Raw genomic sequence first — 22429 nt, 5'->3', positions numbered from 1 at the left:
ATGGCAAAAAATAAGAAAATACTAACAATTGAAAATATCTTTATTCCTAAAGGGTATAGCAAAAATAGAACAGGTATTTGACCAAGTTCTAATATTTCTATCCCTTTTTTATCTATTTATCAAAATAACAAAACAGCTTTCTATATTCCTAGTGATAATGAAAACATTACATTTCATAATTTAGGCAAGTTTATTTTAAAAGATAAAAACACAGTTATGACATACTATAATCCAAATGTTAAGGAATACTATGATTTTAATAATTATCAAAATTTCTCTACCAAGAAAAAGGATATTTTAACTAAAGTTTCTTACTTCAATATTAATGAAATTGTTGACCAAGATGATTTGAATATACCTTTATTTGAATTATGAGCTGATTGTCAAAACTCCATTAAAAGTGTAATTAACCTTGCTAACTTAAATAATATTTATTCCAATTTAGACTACACAATGAAGAATTTGATCTTTAATATTTTAAAGAATCATTCTTCAAATATTATGGACACTAATAATGAATTTATTAAAACTATTCGTGGTTTAGAACAAAGTTTATTATTTTCAAGTAATAATAATGATCAAGATGCATTAAGTAGCCATATTGAAAATTTAAATTTTGTAATTAATTCTTATATTGTTACTACAATCAAGGAATACTTTGAAGTTTTTAAAGAACTAAAAAATGAATATCGTAGACTCGAAAGTGGTATTCAAACAAGCAATATAAATGAACAAAAAAATTTAATTGAGCAAAGCAAAATTAAGCTCTCATATATGAACCAAATTAATAATGTTTCACTGCTTAAAGTTGAAAATGACTTAAAAATACGTGATTTAACTAGTGAAATTATATATTACAAAGAATTAAAAAATTCAATTGCTAAGTATGCTAAAAAAACTATGTATTATCAAATATCCCTAATACATAAGGAAATTAGTCTGCTTGAACAAAAGAAAAAGCTACTTCCTTCAATTAATGATGAGTATTTTGATTTATTAAAGGATATTTTAATTAAGAAAAAGGAACTTAATATTTGAATTAAGAACTTTAGACGAATTCAATATCTTAATGAGCAACAACTGGAAGACCTCAAATTAATGATTGATTCTGAAATTAGTATCTTTATTACTAATAATTTTACTGAAACTAAAGATAAGTATAAGAATGCTACAGTGTCTAAAATTAAAGAGTTTATAAACCAAGAATTCTCATTTAATATTAAACCTTATATTGCTATGTCAAAAAACATGTATGACCAATTAACTGAGCGTATATCTAATAATCAAAATGCTATTCGTCAAGTAAAGAATTTACGTTTTAATCATTTATCTAATTATAAAAATGTAGTCTCAGTACATGAGTTAGAAGAAAAAATCAAGTATGCTCAAGCTGAACTGGATTGATCTAAGTATTCTGAAGAAAAACTATTTAATTCCTTACTGAAATCAAAAGAATTCAAACTTAATCGACTTAAATTAAATGTTAGGCGTACTGAAAGAACAGTAATTTCTATCATAAATTCTCTCTTAGTTAAAATGACACTTTTACATAATGAAGTAGCAATTAAAACACTTGTTGATTTTAAAAAATTCTTAACTAAAAATTGAATTTGCAACTTGTTAATGGATTTAATTAATTACTCATCTAACAAACAAAAGGCAAGTAAGAAATTTTTAAAGGATTCAGCTGCAATGATTCGTTTTATTGAATCATATGAAACTGCTTCAGTTTCAATTCCTAACTATGTTAAACCTTTTAAAGATCTAGACATTATTGATAAAGCTAAAATTAAGCTTACAAAGTTTGGACTCAGTAAGATTGAAGTTTTACTGCTACAAGATAACATGGAAAATATTTCTGAAGAAGCACGTAGTGAATTTTTAAGGGTGTTATTTAAAATAGTTGAAGCTAATAATATTGCAACAGTCTTTATTACCTCAAATCTAAAATTCATTAAAGAAACAATGGATTATGTTTATTTCTTCAATGATATGCAATTGCTAGAAGGGGCAAAAGTAAAGGAAATTTTCGCTCATCCAGTTAATCCAGATATTAAATTGCTAATTAATCATAAGATCTCTTCATTGAATCAACAATTAAATCGAGATTATGTACAATTATTCATAAAACAAGGACTATATACTTTAGATTCTAAACCTTCACATTTTGTTTACTGTACGTTAAGTGAATATCAAAAATGAAACATGATTAATAAAAATAATCAAACCAGTGAATCCGAACGTTTATTTAGTGATGGTAAGCCTTCTGATACTAAAATTAGTGAACAGTTCCAATCTGTTTTTGTTAATGATGAATTTATTTTAACTGATCTTAATGTTAAACTTATACCAGAACCTTATGATAAAGATGACAAACAATTTACTAAAGAAATTAAGTTAATCAATCATATTGATAATCATGAATTTGAAGGTGAAATAATTTCTCCTGAAATTGAGAGTAAATTATTTTAATTTTATTATATAATTCTTCCAAGGACAGAGGTACTTGTTGAAAAACAGGTTGAGAAATACTCTTATGAGCTGATCTAGTTAATACTAGCGTAGCGAGTCTTCTCTTTTTACGTTCCTCCCTGTCCAAGGAAGGATTTTTTTATGAACAAATTTAAAATATTATTGATGGGAGCAAGCTTAGTTACAACTACTCTCCCAATTATTGCGTCGCAATGCAATGGTGGTCAAGATGGTAAAGATTCTGATGCCATAAACTCAGATGTTGTGAGTTCTAAACAACTTAAAATTGACTTAATTACTCCATGAGAACTTGAAAACAATATTCAAGGTATTGCAAGTTTAAGAAACAATATTGAAGATAGAATGAATCAATATCTAACTGCTAAAAAAGCTCACTTTACTGTTAAAGTTAAGATGGTCAATGATGATAAATATAAAACAGTAGCTCAAAATATTTCTAAAGGAGAAACTGACTTGGGATTTATTTCTTCTGGAAGTATCATTTCAGAAAAGAATTATTTGGCAAACTTTAATCCAAATATCATTCAAACTTGAACTTCAAAATTTGCAGGTGATATTAAAGATGCTACATTTTCAACTACAGATAGCAGCTTAGAAACAATTGCTCAAAATGAGCAAGCTAAATTTGATTTAATTCCTTGATCTGAACAATGAAATGATACAACTAATGGGAATGGATGAAATGGTAGTGCTTATACTAAGTTTTATCAAAATTACTCTTCAGCATCTGTTGATAATTTAGTTAGTTACCAAAGAGGGCTAATTGCTATTGTAGCAGATGATGAAATGACAAATAAAATTAAACAAGCTTGAGCTAACAAGAATTTAGCAGAATTCCTTTCATATGGAATTGGTCTTGGAAAAGCTAGTTCAGGAAGCAAATACATCTTGCCTGAAGCTTTAATGAAAAAACAATTTAACTCAGCAAATAACAGACAATTTCTTTCTTTTGCTGATTTACAATCTAACAAGCAATATCAAAATACATTTGTAAAAGCTGCTTTAAAAGATGCTAACGATCCTAAAAATAGCAACATTCACATATTCTTTGATAATGAAGGTGTTTATGCATTTACACACTTTAAAACTTCTAAACAATATGCATATGCTGTAAATAACACCATTCGTCCAAATCAAAAGATTTCATTCTTGACTGTAACTGATCCATTACCATACAACATTGGTATTGCTTCAAAGCAAGTTGCTAATAATGATCTTAAACTAGTTACAGAAGCATTAAATGAATTAGCTTCTGGTTCAAATCCTATTTATGGGAGAAATATAGGATTTGTGTCTTATAGTGATGACACATTACAAAACTTTAAAAACAAAATTGACACAATAATTGGAGAATAATGCTTGAATTTAAGAATGTAGCACTCAGCTATGAAAATAAGGAAGTTTTATCAAATCTGAATTTAGATTTTCATAAAGGAGAAATAGTTGGCTTAATTGGACGTAGTGGACAAGGAAAAAGCACTATATTAAAGTCTATTTTTGACTTAGATATAGTGCTAAAGGGTCAAATTATCTATAAAGGCCAAGTTATAAATAAATTATCTAAAAGGGGACTTAAACGTTATAAGTCCCTTATTTCCTTTATTGATGCTGAGACACTTTCTTTATCAGATTATGATGCCTATAAAAACATTTTGTTTAACTTTAATAACTATAGCAGCCGTATAAATGCATTATTTCATCATTTAACCGTTACACAAGTAAATCAATTATGAGAGCTATTTGTGCATTTTGAATTACAAGATTATGCTCTTACCCCATTAAGTATGCTTTCTAGTGGACAAAAACAACGTTTTAATTTTATTGCTGGTGTATTTAATGCATCTGAAATTTTACTTTGTGATGAAGTCACTAGCAATTTAGATATAAATAACTCTCATAAGATTTTTAACTATCTAGAAGGCTTAAAAGACCAAAAACTAATAATTACAGCTATTCATGATATTGATTTAGCTATGCAATATTGTGATCGACTAGTGGCAATCAAAGGTGGAAAAATAGTTGATATAATCCAGAAACAAGACTACAATAAGGAGCTTTTAGCGTTATATTTTGATGAATAAAGTAACTTTTACTACTAAATTACGTAAAAGAAGAGTTTTTAAATCAATACTAATCTTGTTTCTGATAGCTTTCTTTTTCTATTCTTTATATAGTTTAAACTTTTTCTATTCAGTAAACACTCCAAGTTGACATGATGCTTGAGATAACTTGAAATCTATTTTTAGTTTTGCAAGTCATAATAAAGAATTATCAAGCAATATTTGACTTATTAATTGAAATTACTTTTTAGTCACTTTAAAGAGTGTTACTATTGGAACCTTTTTTGGTTTCTTACTAGCGCTAATAACTGGATATTGCAGTGCAACAAATATTCATAGACATAAATATTTTCCCTTTCTAGTAAAAATTATTTTAATGTTGCTAAGAGCTTTTCCAGTCATTGTTTTTATCTTGCTGTTCAAAAATGCCTTTAGTGCTGAATTAGCTTCTTTTATTATTTATTTATGATTCACTTGACTGTGAATGAATCGTTATATTGCTGATTTAATTGAAAGTTGCTCAACTAAGCAATACTTTCGTGACTTAGCTTTAGGGGCTAACAAATTACAGTCTTTTTATAAGAATATTTTTCAACAGGTAAAAATTAAGTTTTTCCTCAACTTCTTTTTATCATATGAATCCAATATTCGCTGATTAACTATTCTTGGTTTAGTTGGAATTAATGGTCTTGGTGTTGTTTTTGCTGATCCGAAACACTACCAAGATAGCTTTGGAATAACATTGCTCTTTATTGCAATATTTATCCTTATTATTGAAGGAATTTTATACTTATTAAATAAAGTCTTACTTGTGCAAAAACCTCAATTACACGCTTCTAAACAAACCATAAAAAGTTGAAGTTATAATTGAAAAAAATATGTCTTATCCTTAATGCTGGTTTGCTATTTTGTAATTCTGATTTGAGGACTTATTTCACTAGCGGATTCTAAAGTATATACAATTACTTTAAAGCAATACTTTACAAGTGTTTTTGCATTTGATTTCTCATCCTTTAATTGAGGGTTAATGGGACAATACTTTATAATCCTACAACAAGCTTATATTTCGATAACACTAGCTTATTTTTTAGCTATTATGTATGCCTATATGCTTGCTGAAAGAATCAATAAAAATTACTCAGTTATTGCAAGTAAAATAGTATTAGCTTTTATAAAGGTAGTTCCTACTTATTTTTGATTTTTAGTTTTTAATCCACTCATGGATTCAGTCACTGCTATTACAATTGCTTTAGTTGTTTCTGCATTTAGGAAAATGGTGAAACAAATAGCTGAATCAATTAACACTTTACCAAGTAATGTTATTGCGTTGTATAAGGTAAAGGGCTGAAGCAAATTTAAAATTTATCGTTATTATGTTTTACCTTACGTTAATAAACAATTGCTTTCAGTTTTTATCTTCCAAGGTGAGGATGCTGTTAGAAATTCTATTTCATATGGCACCTTTGCTAATCTAGGAATTTATAATTTAGTCCTACAATATCAAGACAAGTCAGAGTATAACAAGATTTTTCCAGTGATACTTCCAGCTTATATATTTTTCATAATTTTAGAAATTAGTTTTTGAATTTATAAAGAAAAAAATATTTTTTTACATAATAAAAGTAATAGAAATACGAACTTAACAAAAATAAGTACTCGATATGCTAAGTTTTATTCAAGCCTATAGCATAGAGGCATAAGATATAATAGTACCCTGTTTTTTAAATAAAAACAGGATGCTTTTTTATTTATTTTAACAATAAGTTCTTATACACTAAAAAAGTTGATTTCCTACAATTAAAAAAAATCTTATGTGATAAAATTTATATACCTTACGTAAATATACATTTTAATAATGTATTTTTTAATTAGAGGTCTATATTTTCAGAAAGGATGAGAATAAATATATGGAGCAAAAAAATTATAAAATTCGTAAATTTGGTCCTGTCACAGAGAGAAGAGATTACTCAGTAACAAAAGAATCTTTACCTCTTTTTGATATTCTTGAAACAAGTAAAGAAAGTTTCGAACTTTTTATTAACAAAAGAATTCAAGAATGTCTACTTGAAGTTTATCCAATCGAAGCTGCTAACAAAGAAGTTCGTTTAGATTATGTTAAAGGGTCAGTTAGATTAGAACTACCATTTAAGAAAATTACTAGCGAAAGCGAAGAATTTAAAAAATGTAAAGCTAAAGGAATTAACTTCAGTGTTAAAGTTTATATCAGCTTAAAAAGAGAAATCACAAATACTGGAGAAGTTAAAATTGATGAAGTTCTTTTAGGAGAAATTCCTTACATGACTTCTGGTGGAAGTTTCATCATTAATGGGTCAGAAAAAGTTATTGTTTCTCAGCTAATAAGATCACCTGGTGCCTACTTTGGACTTGGTGTACGTAACAAACAATCAGATGACTTATTCAACAAATTAGAAATTTTACCAAGAATTGGGTCATGACTTGAAGTGTCACACAAAGTTACATCTTCAACATTAGACACAGTTAAAATCAAAATTGATAAAAACAAGAATGTTAACTTAGCAACTTTCTTAGGGTCATTTGGATTCACACCAAAAACAATTAGAGAATTATTTGGAACAAGTGAATTACTTGAAGAAACACTTAAAAAAGACAAGTTAATTGAAAATTCAGAATTTACTGAAGCTGAAATTCTTGATCAATGTCAAGAAGAATTATTCAGAGGGTTAAGAAAAGGTGATCGTATTTCAGAAGAAGCAAAACGTTCACTTATCCCTGGAATGTTGTTTGATAAAAAACGTTACAACTTATCAACAACTGGACGTTACATGCTTAATAAGAAACTTTCGCTTGTTGATCGTATAACAAACACATACTTAGCTGAAGACTTTGTTGTTAAATCAGTTGAATTAGGAGAAAAAGTTGTCTTATATCCTAAAGGAACATTTATCGACATTAAGAAAGCTAAAGAAATTCAAAATGCCTTTAATGAAGGTTTAGTAAGAAGTGAAAAAATTCCTGGTATTGATCCAGAAATTGTATATCACAAGCTTATTAACCAAAACAAGACATTAGCAAAAAGAATTAATATCGTTAAACTAAGTGTATATCCATCTAGAAAATGAATGGAAGAAAAAGAAGATCAACCAGTTTTAGTAATTGGTAATGATCCAAAATCAACAGAAACACACCTATTAATTTCAGACATAGTTGCTGCAATTAATTACTACTTTAACTTAATTGATGGTATTGGCCAAGATGATGATCCCGACTCACTTACAAATAAACGTATTGTTTCAGTTGGGGAATTACTTGAAGGACAATTATCAGTTGCTTTAACTAAACTTGAAAAAGCAACACGTGAACGTATGGGAGCTAAAGAAGCTGACAAAGTTACAGCTAAAAATGTTACAAACAATAAACTTGTAACAAACCAAATGAAACAATTCTTTAACTCTTCAAAACTTTCACAATTCATGGATCAAATCAATCCACTTGCTGAAGTTTCAAACAAACGTCGTGTTACATCTCTAGGGCCTGGTGGTCTTAACCGTGATACTGCACAATTTGAAGTTCGTGACGTTCATGCAACTCACTACGGAAGAATTTGTCCTATCGAAACACCTGAAGGACCTAACATCGGTCTTATCCTTAACTACGCAACATATGCAAAAGTTGATGATTTAGGATTCTTAAAGACCCCTTACTTTAAAGTTAACAATGGTGTTGTTGATTACACAACAACTCACTACCTAACAGCTGCTGAAGAAATTGGATTCTCATTTGCTCAATCTTCAGTTAGAGTTGATGATAACAACAAAATTGTTGATCCATATTTAACAATTAGACGTGACTATAACTATATTATAGGTACACCAGATGAAATTGACTATATTGAGGTTTCATCAAAACAAATAGTTTCTGTTGCTGCTGCAGCTATCCCATTCCTAGAAAACGACGATGCTAACCGTGCACTTATGGGATCAAACATGCAACGTCAAGCAGTTCCTCTTCTTCAAGCTGAAGCACCTTTTGTTGCTACAGGAATTGAAGCAGATATTGCTAAATACTCTTCATACAACTTAGTTGCTAAAAACCCTGGAGTTGTTACTTTTGTTGATGGATCAAAAATTATGATCAAGAACGAAAAAGGTAACACAGATAGATATTCATTAAGAAACTTCGAAAGAAGTAACCAAGGTACTTTAATTCAACAAAAACCTATTGTTACAGTTGGACAAGAAGTACAAAAAGGTGACTTACTTGTTGATGGTAGCTCATTCAAAGATGGAGAAATGGCACTTGGTAAAAATGTACTTGTAGGATTCACTACATGAAATGGATATAACTTTGAGGATGCTGTTATCATCAATGAAAGACTTGTTAAAGATGATGTTTATACATCAATTCATATCGAAGAACAAACTATTCAATTCAGAACATCACGTGCTGGTGATGATGAATTAACAAACGCAATTAACAACGTTTCAAAATTTGCTTTAAGAAACCTTGATGAAAGAGGTATTGTTAAAGTTGGTTCTGAAGTATTACCTGGAGACGTACTTGTAGGTAGACTTTCACCTAAAGGAGAAGATAACCCATCTCAAGAAGAAAAACTTCTTATGGCTATCCTTCAACAACGTCCACAAACAACTAAAGATACTTCATTAAAAGTTAAAAATGGACACGCTGGTACAGTTATCCATGTTGAAGTACTTTCACGTGAAGCTGGAGATATCTTAGAAGAAGGCGTAGATAAAATTGTTAAAGTTTCTATTGCTCAAAAACGTAAGATTAAAGTTGGAGATAAGATGGCTGGACGTCACGGTAATAAAGGGGTTATCTCAATTGTATTACCAGAAGAAGATATGCCATACTTAGAAGATGGAACACCACTTGACATTATGCTTAACCCTCAAGGGGTTCCTTCACGTATGAATATTGGGCAAGTTCTTGAACTTCACCTTGGAATGGCAGCTAGAAAATTAGGTGTTAAATTTGTTACTCCTTCATTCGATGGTGTTAAGAAAACTGATATTGAAAACGCTTTAGTTGAAGCAGGACTTGACAAGAGTGGAAAACAAACCTTAATTGACCCAATTACAGGTAGAAAATTTGATAAACCTATTTCAGTTGGTGTAATGTACATGCTTAAACTTAACCACATGGTTGATGATAAAATGCATGCACGTAGTGTTGGGCCATACTCACTTATTACACAACAACCTCTTGGAGGTAAATCTCAAAATGGGGGACAAAGATTCGGAGAAATGGAAACATGAGCTATTGAGTCTTATGGAGCTACAAATGTACTTCAAGAAATCCTTACATTTAAATCTGATGACATTGCAGGACGTAATGCCTTATATTCAGCATTAGTATCTGGAAAAGAATTACCAATGCCTGGAATTCCGGAATCATTTAATGTTCTTAGCTACGAACTTAAAGGTCTTGGAATGAAATTAGATGCTTCAACAAGATCACTTGATGAAGAAGAAAATATCGATCATACACAATATCAATACGTTGATACAAATGAAATAGGGGGAGAAGGTTATGAATAATTTTGATAAAGAACAAGATGAATTAGTTGAACAAATTAATAAAATTACTCTCTCACTTGCAACAGATCAAGACATCTTAGAATGATCACATGGTGAAGTTACAAGACCAGAAACCATCAACTATAAATCATATAGACCTGAAAAAGATGGGCTATTTGATGAATTAATTTTCGGACCAGTTACAGATTATAAATGTCCAATCTGTAATACTAAATACAAGAAAAGTGATGAAAATTCTGTATGTACCAAAACCCCTGCTTGTGAAAAATATAGACCTGTTATTTTACCTAAAATCACACGTAGAAGCAGAATGGGGCACATTAAGTTACACAACCCAGTTGTGCACTTCTGATTCTTTAAAATAGATCACTCAATTATTTCAAAATTACTTGGTCTTAGAGTTGCTGACTCTACTAAACAAGTAACAAAAGCAGATTTAGAAAAATTAATTTATTATAAATCTCACATCGTACTTGAAGCTGGAAACTTAACTAGCTTAAAGAAAAACACAATTATTGACATTAACGAAGCTGCGAATATTTATGAAGCAGCATTAGAGGAAATGCTTGGTAATTATGAAAAAGATACAGATGAATATGAAGATATTGAAACAGCATTAATTGAATTAAGAGAATATGCTGAATCAAAAATTGGGAAAGATTTCGGGATTGACTTCTATCAATACAACGAAATTATTCACGAATATTCAGATGCTAAAATTGACACAGGATCTCGTGCTGTTGAATACTTATTAACTCACATTGATTTAGCTGAAGAAGCTGCAGCTGTTCAAGCTGAAATCGATAAAATTAACTCTGAAATGGACTTAGACAACGGATTATCATCAACTAAAGAACAAGACAGAGCTAAACTATACAAACGTTTAACAGTAATTAACTCATTTATTAAATCTGGACAAGATCCAAAAAGCATGTTAATTTACAACCTTCCAGTTATTCCTGCTGACTTACGTCCATTAGTACAGTTAGATGGTGGAAGACACTCAACTAGTGATGTTAACGAACTATATCGTCGTATTATCATTAGAAACAATCGTTTAGCTAAATGAAATGAAGCTGATGCTCCTATGCTTATTAAGCAAAACGAATACCGTATGATTCAAGAAGCAGTTGATGCTTTAATTGACAATGCAAGAAAGAAACCAACACCAGTTGTATCAAAAGATTCTCATCCTTTAAAATCTATTTCAGATGCCTTAACTGGTAAAAAAGGACGTTTCAGACAAAACCTTTTAGGAAAACGTGTTGACTACTCTGGTCGTAGTGTTATCGTTGTTGGACCTTCACTTAGAATGCATGAAGTTGGTATTCCTCGTGACATGGCTGCTAAATTATTTGAACCTTGAATTATTAAAGAATTAATTAAAGGCGAACCTTCAATTACAAGTGTTAAATCAGCTAAGAAAATGATTGAAACTTTAAACCCAATTATTTGACCATACGTAGAAAAAGCAATTGATGGAAGACCTGTTCTTCTTAACCGTGCTCCTACACTTCACAGACTTTCAATCCAAGCCTTTCAACCTGTTTTAATCCGTGGAAAAGCGATTAAACTTCACCCACTTGTAACTACAGCTTTCAACGCTGACTTCGATGGGGACCAAATGGCTGTGCACGTTCCAATTTCAGATCAAGCTGTGCGTGAAGCAAAAGAACTTATGCTTGCTTCTAAAAACATTCTTGGACCTAAAGATGGTGAACCAATTATTAACCCTTCTCAAGATATGATTTTAGGTCTTTACTACTTAACAATTGAAAAAGCTAATGTTAAGGGAGAAGGAAACTTCTATGCAAGTTTTGATGATATGATGCTTGCTTATGAAAATGGCTACATTACTTTACATACTAGAGTTGTGCTTCCAATTTCAGCTATGAGCAAAGAATCAGTATCAAAATACACAAATGCTCCTTACTTAGTTTCTACAGTAGGTAAATTTATCCTTAACCGTGCTTTCCCATCTGATTTTGAATTTATCTTCGGTAAATACGTAACAAGAAAAGAAGTTGTACAACCAGATGGAAGCATCAAAGTAAGCGAAAGCGAAAAGATTGATACTTCAGATAAAGATCTGAACAAATATGTACTTAACTATGGTGATGACTTTAGAGCTAAAATTGCAAATATGCCAGTTAACTTAGCTCTTTCTAAAAAAGACATTGCCAAAATTGTACGTAGAGTATATGAAAAATATGTTGCTGTTGTAACAATGGAAGATATTGCTTCAATTATTAACGATACAACACAAGATAATTTTGAAGATCGTTTCACAGAATGTGCAGAATTAGTAGATTTTGCTAATGCACCAATTCCTACTTCACATGCAAGAATTATTTCAAATTCAATTAAAGAACACTTTGAAGCAATTAACTATGAATGAAGTAAGAAAAACCCTAATGTAGCAGAAGGAATGAAACCAGTTTGAACTTTAGTTGAATATACTAAAGTTCTTGAAAAAGTTTGATTCGATTACACAAACTATGTTGCTTCTATACTAGATAGAGTTAAGAACCTTGGATTTAAATTCTCTACAATTTCAGGTACAACTATCTCTATGAATGACATTACTACATTAGATACAACTGCTGAAAAGATTAAAAAAGGTGAAGAATATACAGATCAACTTAAGAAATTCTTTGAAGAAGGATACTTAACTGATGACGAACGTTATACATTAACAATTCAAAAATGATCAGAAGTTAAAGATTCTATTGAAAAAGACTTGAAAGAAGTTACAAAATCTGATATTGATAACCCTCTATTCATGATGTTCACCTCAGGAGCTCGTGGTAACTCATCTAACTTTACCCAACTTGCTGGTATGCGTGGACTTATGAATAACAACACCAAAGTGCTTAAAGCCGATGCTGAAAACGACCGTGTGGTTCGTTCAACAGTTGAAATCCCAGTTAAATCATCATTCCTTTCAGGGCTTACTGCTTATGAATTCTATTCATCAACTCACGGTGCTAGAAAAGGGCTTACAGATACAGCGCTTAACACAGCTAAATCAGGATACTTAACACGTAGACTTGTTGATGTTGCACAAGGTATCGTTGTTCGAGAAGATGATTGTGGTTCTGACTTTGGATTTGTTGTTAAAGATATTAAAGATACTAAAACTGATACTGTTATTGAATCATTACAAGAAAGAATTGAAGGTAGATTTACAAACAAAGCTATCTTAGATGAAAATGGTAATGAATTAGTAGCCGCAAACACATTAATTACTCCAGATCTTGCAGATAAAATTGTTAACGAATATGGACAAAGTCAAGTTGAAATTCGTTCAGTGCTTTCATGTCACACTAAAAATGGGGTATGTAAACACTGTTATGGAAAAGACTTGGCAACAAACAGAATCGTTAATATTGGTGAAGCTGTTGGGGTTGTTGCTGCTCAATCAATCGGGGAACCTGGTACACAACTTACAATGCGTACATTCCACACCGGAGGGGTTGCTGGGGTTGAAGATATTACTGGTGGGTTTGGTCGGCTAATCGAACTTATCGATGCTTATGACTTCCCATGAGGAAAACCTGCTGTTATTTCAACAGTCTATGGAACAGTAACAAGAATTGCACCTGCTACAGATAAAAATGGAAAAGACAGTACTGATATCTTACTAGTTGATGTTGAAACTAAGAAAGCTGATGGAAGCATTGCTACCGAAACATACAGTGGAAAAGTTTCACAAAAATTACGTGTAAAACTAGGAGATAAGGTTGTAAGTGGTCAAAAGATCTTTGAAGGACCAATTATTCTTAACCAACTTCTTGAAGCAGCTGACACAAGAGCTGTGCAAAACTACTTATTAAAAGAAGTTCAAAGATTATATCGTTTACAAGGTATTACAATTTCAGATAAGTACATTGAAATCATCATTAGACAAATGCTTTCAAAAATTATGATTACAGATCCAGGAGATTCAAACTTCTTTACTGGAAGTCTTGTTGACACCTTTGTATATCAAAAAGAAAATGGAAAATTACTTGCTGCAGGAAAACGTCCAGCTTACGGTGAAGTTAAGATCCGTGGAGCTAAACAAACTCCTTTATTAAGTGATTCATTCCTAGCTGCTGCTTCATACCAAGAAACAGCTAAAATTCTTGTTAATTCATCTATTGCTAAAAGAGTTGACTATCTTGAAGGACTTAAAGAAAACATTATTCTTGGACATAAGATTCCAGCTGGAACAAATGCTAACTATGAATTAAAAGGAAAATATGACATTCGTGATCCTAAAACTTACTTCACAGGTAAAATTGATCCAGAAAATGGTGATTTTGAATTAAGTCAAGAAGAACAAGATGAAATTAACTCAACATTTGATGATATTGAAATCCCAGTATCATTCGATGAAGATTCATTATTATTACAAACACAAGATGATATGGATATGACAGATGATGAAGAAAACCAAGAAATCTTTGATATTGATGATGATGTATTAGAAATTGCAAATGAATACGAAGACGATACCATGGATGATGAAGAATAATTCTTATATCTTTAAATAATCATTTATAAATACAGTACTTATGTGCTGTATTTTTATATAACTTCACAAGTATTGAACTAAAATAGTCCAAAATGTGAAAATATGGAAATTTTATCTAATAGACAGTAAAATCAAGTAAAATTTATTTATAAGTAAAGGAGAAAAATGAAAAATAACTTAAATAATGAAAATTTTGCAAAAAAACAAGTTACATTAGGTTTTGACCTTGGTGTAGGATCTGTAGGATGATCTGTTGTAGATTCACAAACTAATCAAATCTACTATCTAGGAAGTAGACTGTTTTCATCTGCACAAACAGCACAAGAAAGAAGAGCTTTCAGAGGAGCAAGAAGATTAATTCGTAGAAGAAAATACAAGAATCAAAGATTAGTAAACTTAATTTGAAAATATAATGACTATTTCCAATTCAATGATAAGAGTGAAATAGTAGCAAATAATTCAAAGCAACAACAAGAAAATGATATTGTTTTAAATTTAAAAGTATTAGCTCTAAATAGCACTATTGAGCCTAAACAATTAGCTTGAATATTACATGATTATTTACAAAATAGAGGGTATTTCTATGAAAAGGATGAAAATGTTAATATTTATCCTAGTGAAAAATTATTAGAACATTACAATAAATATGGTTTTTATAATGGAATTATTGATTTAAATGATGAAAATCAAATAAATGATGAACAATTAATGACTGATTTTAATTTTTCAAATAAACAATGACTTAATGAAATAAAACAAGTATTAAATTCACAAGATAATTTACCTGAAGAATTTATTAAAGAATATTTAAATTTATTTAGTTTTGTTCGTGAAATGTCTAAAGGTCCAGGTAGTTTAAATAGCGCTAGCCCATATGGTATATATGGCTATGATAAAGAACAAAAAAGGGTTGTAGAACTATACAAAAATATCTGAGATAAGACAACCGGTAAATGTAGCATATTTAATGAAGAATATCGTGCTCCTAAGAATCTCCCAAGTGCATTAATTTTTAATGAGTTAAATGAACTAAGCACTATTAGAAGCAAATCAGATTTACTAAGTGGCTGATTCATTACGCAAGAAGAAAAATATAATTTTTTAAATAATCTGATTAATTATTTGTTTTCTTTAGATAAAGATACAAAGATTAAAAAAGGACAAATAGACAAGATAATCAACAAAACTATTGAAGAGTCTGCAAATAAGTTTTTAATAGAACATAATATTGATGGAATATCTGAATTTGAAAAAAGAGAAACAACTGAAAAAACTGAGCATAAGTTGAAATTATCCGGCTTAAAAATTAACAAAAATGGAAAATTTGAATTTGGTGATTTAACAAAATTAGCAGATTTTGTGCAAAAATTAAAAGAACACCTTGATATAAAATTTCTATCACAATATAATTTAGAAGAAAAGCTAAACTTCTTAGATGATATGTTTTTATACTTATCTCGTAATTACACATATTTAGATAAAATAAATCAGGATAATCTAGCATTAGTAAGTGAAAAAGATGAAATTTTTGCTTCTTTAGTAAAGAATGAATATGAATCTTTATGCAGTCTCTTTAAAAGCATTTCAGAGGATTTTAGTGATCAATTATCTAAAACTCACTCATTATCGCAAAAAGCAATTAAACTTGTTATTTCTAATATGATTGGTCTTCAAAATATTCCTTATAACAAAGAAAAAGACAAAGGATGAAATTTTGAAGCTTTAAAAAATTACGATGAATCTTTTAAAGCTGAAATTGCAAAGTCTAAAAATGGTGTAGTAGTTAACAAAAAAACATCGAAATATTTAAATCCTAGTTTTGTTGATGAAGCGATTTTATCACCAGGTGTTAAAAAAATACTTAGAGAAGCAACTAAAGTTTTTAACGCAATTAAGAAGAAATTTGGGAAAGAATTTGAAATTTCTAAAGTTGTTATTGAATTAGCTAGAGAATTATCTGATGATGATATAACAAAAAATAAAAAGAACTATGAAAAGCTAATAAAAAGCAATAAGGAAATTGTTGAAAAACATTTAAAGAATTTAAATATAAGCGAGAATCTAATAGAAGATATTTTAAAATCACCTATCAAAAGTTATAAAACATTATTATGATTACAACAAGATCATAATGATTTATATTCTGGTAAAGAAATACGTTTTGAAGAAATATTCACTAATACAGAAATTGACCACATATTACCTTATAGCCAATCATTTGACGATTCAAGTAGTAACAAAGTTCTTGTATTTAAAAAATCTAATCAACTAAAAGGGCAAAGAACACCATATGAATTTATAACCTCTGGTATGGCAGGAATTACATGAGAAGAATATGTTAAAAATTGTGATAGATGATATGCTAATAGTAATGAAGGATTTTCAAATTATCTTGATAAGACTAAAAAATACAAGAAACTACTTGCTCAAGAAGAACAAAATTCTTTTGATATTGGATTTTTAGCTCGTAATTTAAATGATACAAGATATGCTACAATTGTGTTCAGAGATGCCTTACTAGAGTATTCAAAAAATGTTTCAAGCGATGCTAAATCTAAGTTTTCAGTAATATCCATAAATGGGGGAGTTACTTCATTTATAAGAAAAAGTATGGAAAATGAAAAATTGAGAAAGAAAGATCGTGATGATTATTCTCACCATGCTATTGATGCAAGTATTATAGCTATGTTTGCTAATGAAACTAAAACTTTATATCATCAATTGCAAAACATGAGTAATTATAAAATTTATAAATCTGCTTCAACTGGTACATGATGTAAAGAAGATATAAAAACTGGTGAAATAACTGAAATTGATAGTAATACATGAAAACAATTAAAAATTCAAAATGAAATTAGTCAAATAGCACGTGAAATGGAAAAAAATCTTGATAACATAGACTTTAGAGTCCAATTTTCTCGTAAAAAAGAAATTAAGTCAAATTTAGAATTATTCAATAGTACAGTCTACTCTATGGAGAAAGAAGAAGATGGTTTTAGACAAATTAACAAGAAAAGTTTATTTAGTAAAAAGTCCGATATTGATAAATTATTTAATTCTGAAAAAGAAAATATATTATTAGCACAAACTAATCCATACTTATTTGATTTAATGAAATCAGTTTATTTTGAATATGAGGCTGAATATAAAGACTCTGATTTAGCTGTATTTAATAAATATATGAGGGATTTATCTGCAAATTATCCTAATAAATTTTCTGAAGAATTTATTTCTAAAATGATTAATTCCAAGACAGTTGTATTCTATGATTCTACTAATGAAAACACATTTAGAATAAAACATTTAAAAGTGAAAGGTGATAAATTAAATGATATATCTCAATTAGTTATCAAAAGTAAAGATAGTCATACTGGATTGCCTAATGCATATCAAACATCAGTTAATTCTGTTGCTTTAATTATTTTAAAGAAGAAAGATAATGTGAGCGAAAAAGGCTCTCAATATATAAGAGTTCCAATCAATACTTTTAATGCTCATCTTGATTCTAATGAATTAAATATATTAAAACATGATTTTTCAAAAGATAAAAAATTTGTTACATATTTAAAAGAAAAACAAATCGATCAAAATTATGATATTTGAAGAATTTTAGCTAGAGGAACGATACTTATAGAAAAGGAAAGTAGAGAACTATTTTATATTTCATCATTCCAAAATATTAATGACTGAAATGAATTAAAATATGTGAGAAGATCAAATGACAAGGTTGTTAGAAAAAATAAGGTACAAGAAAAAAGAATGCCAAAAACACTTAATAACCTTTTGAGTAATTATATTATTTTAGATGGAAAGCACGGTTCTCCTTCTGAACCAGATATTTTAGGATTAAATAAAATTTTAATTGACAAATATTTTAAATAATGTATCATATATATGACAATAAAATTATTGCTTATACAAATATTGTCATACCCTAAAATAAGACGTCATATTTATATGACTGTCGTAACCGCCAGAGTTTACTCTGGTTTTTTCTTTTTATATGTCTAAAAAAGTTATTGAAATAGCTCAAACTGAATATCTTTCTTTATTTTTGGATACGTTAATTATTAACAAGGATGGATCACGCATTACAATTCCTTTACGAACAATAGACACAATATTAATTACTAACCCATTTTGTTTAATTACTGTTCCATTACTTAATAAAATTGTTGCTTATAATATAAATTTAATTATTTGTAATAATAAATATCAGCCAACAATACAAATAAATCCGATTAATTCATATTATTCAAACAAGAATTATTTAGCTCAAATACGATGAGATGAAACTTTTAAAAATAAAATGTGAAAGCACATTATTAGACTTAAAATTATTAATTATGCTAAATTAATTTATCATTTGGATATTGCATCTGATGATGATATTAATAAATTAATTGAATATTATTCTAATGTTAAACAAGGAGATGAAACTAATTGTGAAGGTCATGCTGCTAAGCTTAGTTTTAAATTATTATATGGCAGCACCTTTAACCGCTCAGATGATAACAACGTAATAAATAAGTTTTTAAACTTTGGCTATATTGTTCTTATGAGTTATGTTTCAAGAAGTTTAATTAAAAATGGACTTGATAATAGATTAGGAATTTTTCATAAAAGCTTTAATAATTATTTTGCTTTAGCATGTGACATAATGGAGATATTTAGACCAGTAATAGATTATTTTGTTTATGACTTTTTGATTAAAGAAAAAAATGAATCATTTACAGAATATAAAAAGACACTGTTTAGTGCGTTTGAAAATTTAATGTTTAAAAACCATAGAAGTTGAAATGATTCAATTGATCAATTTATTAAGTCTATCATTTCAGGCGATATTGACGAAGAGGAATATATTATTGATTGAGACTAAGAGTAGATATATGAGAATATTAATTTTTTATGATATTTATCAAACTGATGAAAAAGATAAAGCTGCGGAAAAATTTAGAGATAGATTAATTGGACTTGGATATTTTATGTTGCAGTATTCAATATATTGCAAATGCATTGGTTCACATACTATGTACAAATATGAATTAGAAAAAATTAAAAAAATTTTGCCAATAAAGGCAAATGTTAGAGTTATTATGTTGACAGAAAATCAATACCAAAATATGGAGATTTTAACAGGTGAAAAAAATCTTAATGAAATTTATAATGATAGAGAGGATTATATAGAACTATAATGAAAATTAAAACATATAATAATGAAATTAAAAACTTTAATGGGCTACTGTTTTTAGATGTAGCAAATACTACAAATTTTTTAAAAGAAATGTTTATTTATGAAAAACAAAAAGAAGATGCATCAATTGAAATTAATAACAAAAACATTTGATTATCTGAATGTGTCATAATATCTCCATTAACGAAATATTCTGATCTATTTGCATTCAATAGTAAAAATGTTATTACTAAATTGTTATCAATAATTAATATTGACTATGCTAATATATTAAATATTGATTATATTTCAAATAATATATTACACGAAATTAACCAAAACTTTAATAATGATATTGTATCTGTAGACAACTCTTCGATTAAGATTATAAAATCTTTAATTAATATATCTGATGATTTTATTAGTGAAGATGATGTATTAAATTATTTAAATTTATTACAATACGAAAATGAGCCTAAGACAATAATATTAAAAGACTTTAATAATTTGAAACTTTTTGAGCTATCAAACTATATAACAATTAATAATATAATTGTTTTGAAAAATGATATTATTTATGACTTGAAAAATAATTTTGAATTATTTGAAGCATATGCTTTAGTTGATGAGCAAAACAGTAGAATAATAAAAATAGAAAGCATAGATGGATTTGAATATTTTTTAGAAGAATTGTTTGAAAAGGAAATTAGCGATGATATCCTAGTTAATATGTCTGATAAAGAAATGCATAAAATAAAATTGAGCTTAAAAAATAATATTTTTTAGCAAAATGAGGTTTTAGGGTAGTACAATATTTAGGAAGGTTTTCAAGTTGAGGTTATCCTCGCCTTTAACTGTAATAATTATACCATAGAAAAACTAATCTGTATAAAAATTTTTTATTTTTTTTACTAACTTCACTATAAAAAAATATATTAATAAAATTATATATAAAATAAAAGATTTTCCATTTTAAAGAATTGTGTAAATATAAAAATATAATATTATTGCTTATTAAGAGATTAGTAAGCATTTAGGTGAAGTATAGTAAATAAAATTGTTTTAATTATATCAGCAGTTTTAATCAGTGTTCATATCAAGTATCTAACAACGCGTATTACAGTTTCGTAATTTTATCCTGTTAATATCTCTTCCAACAAAGACTCACGTTGAAATAGTACCGGCCGCAAGGCCGCTTTTCTTTTGCCCTTATCTTTTGACTTCATTCCTTTGCCCTTGTCCCTTATATTATATAGGGGTGGGTCTAGGCTTGAGCACCTAGAGCGATTTAAATATGATCGCAGGGAGTGAGTTGGTTGGAATAGGAAGAGTTGAAAGTGTAAGAGTTGGGAACTTGGGACAGAATGGGTTTGAGTTGGACTCTAGGTGGGACCCTAGGGGGGAGTTGAAAAAAATCGGGGTTGGGAATTTAGCCCCACCGCTTTTCCTTTGCGGGCGTTTTTTGGAATTTTGGAAAGTCAAATTTTTGAATTTTTGGGGATTTTTGTAATATATAAAGTAATATAAATAAAAATTGGGAAAATTACTAAAAAAACTAAAAAAATCTATTTATATTATTTTATATAGTATAATTTTAGTGTAAAAACACACCCCAAATTAGACAAAAACTACTATTCTTATAGTATTTATATATCTATTTATTACTTTTTAGTATATATAATATATAATATATATAATAATATAATAGCTTAATAATATATAAATAATAAATAAAAAAAGTGGTAAAAAGGGGTGTATATAGTATATAGTGAGTAAGGAGTGATTAAAAATTCCGCTGTTATATTATTTTATATACTCAACCAAAAAGGAGCCTAAATGCGTAAAATTAATAAGCACACATTAACACCTCAAGAAGCAATGAAATACCTTAACGAACGTTTGGAAGAGTGTGGTCTAGATTTATGAAGTGAATACTTTTATAAAAACATAATTCCAAAAATAGAAAGCAGTAAAAAATTCCTTGACTTCGAATGTATCGACTACAACTCATACTTAAAAAATCACAACCACAAAACTATAGGTGAAATATCAAGCGACGAAATAGACTGAACCAATTTTGTATTCTTGAGAAAATGAAGAAATATAAAAGCACAGCAACGTCAAGAAAATTATGCCGGTGAGAAGTTCAGAGTTATTTTTACAGAGAAAGCGCAAACTCTAATTCACAGAGCGCTATTTAATGCTATATATGATTTTGTTAAAGGCAGACTTAGACAAATACGTATTAATTGAAATTATGACTATAGTACAACAAAAATAATTCAGACCATTTTTAATATCAAGACGCCAATTCAAGTCTCAATGCTTCGTAATTTTGAAAAACAACCAGTTAACAGACAATATCCAAGTTTAATTGAACTTTATACAGCCATTGCTTATTTTGTTGTTTCATTCGGAGATATTTCTATTTTTGCGTTAAAAAGCTTGCTATGAAAGCACTTAAAACCTTATTTTTTAATTTATCCAGAAGACAATAGCACGTTAAGAGACTTAATAGATATATCTTTCAGTGTAATGGAAAATATAAAAGAACTATATTATTTCAATGTTGATCGCAGAGAGGGAGAGCTTCACTTAACTTGATACCGCAACAAGAAAAACACATATATTCCACAAAAATAAC

11 protein-coding genes and 1 riboswitch are annotated in these 22429 nt (G+C 28.8%); all 11 genes read left to right on the top strand.

Features of this window, described 5'->3' with window-relative positions:
• Positions 1-2472, top strand: a complete 2472-nt coding sequence (locus tag ACNQ13_RS01585) for an MAG1360 family OppF-related protein (protein ID WP_418035538.1) — start codon at positions 1-3, stop codon at positions 2470-2472.
• 16 nt (positions 2473-2488) lie between these two features.
• Positions 2489-2585, top strand: a riboswitch (TPP riboswitch).
• A gap of 28 nt (positions 2586-2613) precedes the next feature.
• Positions 2614-3849 carry an ABC transporter thiamine pyrophosphate-binding lipoprotein p37/Cypl gene (gene cypl / locus ACNQ13_RS01580; protein ID WP_418035536.1) on the top strand — a complete coding sequence of 412 codons (1236 nt, stop codon included), beginning with the start codon at positions 2614-2616 and terminating at the stop codon, positions 3847-3849.
• The gene (locus tag ACNQ13_RS01575; protein WP_418018647.1) at positions 3849-4574 is read left to right on the top strand and encodes an ATP-binding cassette domain-containing protein; all 726 of its coding nucleotides are present in this window, start codon (positions 3849-3851) and stop codon (positions 4572-4574) included. The genes cypl and ACNQ13_RS01575 overlap by 1 nt, the downstream gene beginning before the upstream one ends.
• A gap of 355 nt (positions 4575-4929) precedes the next feature.
• Positions 4930-6240 (top strand): ABC transporter permease subunit, encoded by a 1311-nt coding sequence (locus ACNQ13_RS01570; protein ID WP_418035534.1) that lies wholly within the window; start codon positions 4930-4932, stop codon positions 6238-6240.
• Positions 6241-6460: 220 nt separating this feature from the next.
• A complete protein-coding gene (gene rpoB / locus ACNQ13_RS01565) occupies positions 6461-10093 on the top strand; it encodes a DNA-directed RNA polymerase subunit beta (protein WP_418035533.1) in 3633 nt (1210 codons plus the stop codon).
• Complete coding sequence (locus tag ACNQ13_RS01560) at positions 10086-14612, top strand: DNA-directed RNA polymerase subunit beta' (RefSeq protein ID WP_418035531.1); 4527 nt, start codon at positions 10086-10088, stop codon at positions 14610-14612. The genes rpoB and ACNQ13_RS01560 overlap by 8 nt, the downstream gene beginning before the upstream one ends.
• A gap of 165 nt (positions 14613-14777) precedes the next feature.
• Positions 14778-18494: a type II CRISPR RNA-guided endonuclease Cas9 gene (gene cas9 / locus ACNQ13_RS01555; protein ID WP_418035529.1), complete on the top strand. Its 3717-nt coding sequence runs from the start codon at positions 14778-14780 to the stop codon at positions 18492-18494.
• A 121-nt stretch (positions 18495-18615) separates the two neighbouring features.
• Positions 18616-19491 (top strand): type II CRISPR-associated endonuclease Cas1, encoded by an 876-nt coding sequence (gene cas1 / locus ACNQ13_RS01550; RefSeq protein ID WP_418035528.1) that lies wholly within the window; start codon positions 18616-18618, stop codon positions 19489-19491.
• A 10-nt stretch (positions 19492-19501) separates the two neighbouring features.
• Positions 19502-19807 carry a CRISPR-associated endonuclease Cas2 gene (gene cas2, locus ACNQ13_RS01545; protein ID WP_418035527.1) on the top strand — a complete coding sequence of 102 codons (306 nt, stop codon included), beginning with the start codon at positions 19502-19504 and terminating at the stop codon, positions 19805-19807.
• A complete protein-coding gene (locus ACNQ13_RS01540; protein WP_418018642.1) occupies positions 19807-20571 on the top strand; it encodes a hypothetical protein in 765 nt (254 codons plus the stop codon). The genes cas2 and ACNQ13_RS01540 overlap by 1 nt, the downstream gene beginning before the upstream one ends.
• Positions 20572-21621: 1050 nt before the next feature.
• Positions 21622-22428, top strand: coding sequence for a hypothetical protein (locus tag ACNQ13_RS01535; protein WP_418035526.1), 807 nt, complete (start codon positions 21622-21624; stop codon positions 22426-22428).
• Position 22429 lies beyond the last annotated feature (1 nt).

This window comes from Mycoplasma milvi (assembly GCF_048284715.1).
GTDB lineage: Bacteria > Bacillota_I > Bacilli_A > Mycoplasmatales > Metamycoplasmataceae > Mycoplasmopsis.
The sequence above is the reverse complement of the archived record's forward strand: the minus strand, read 5'-3'. Positions and strand labels throughout refer to the sequence as shown.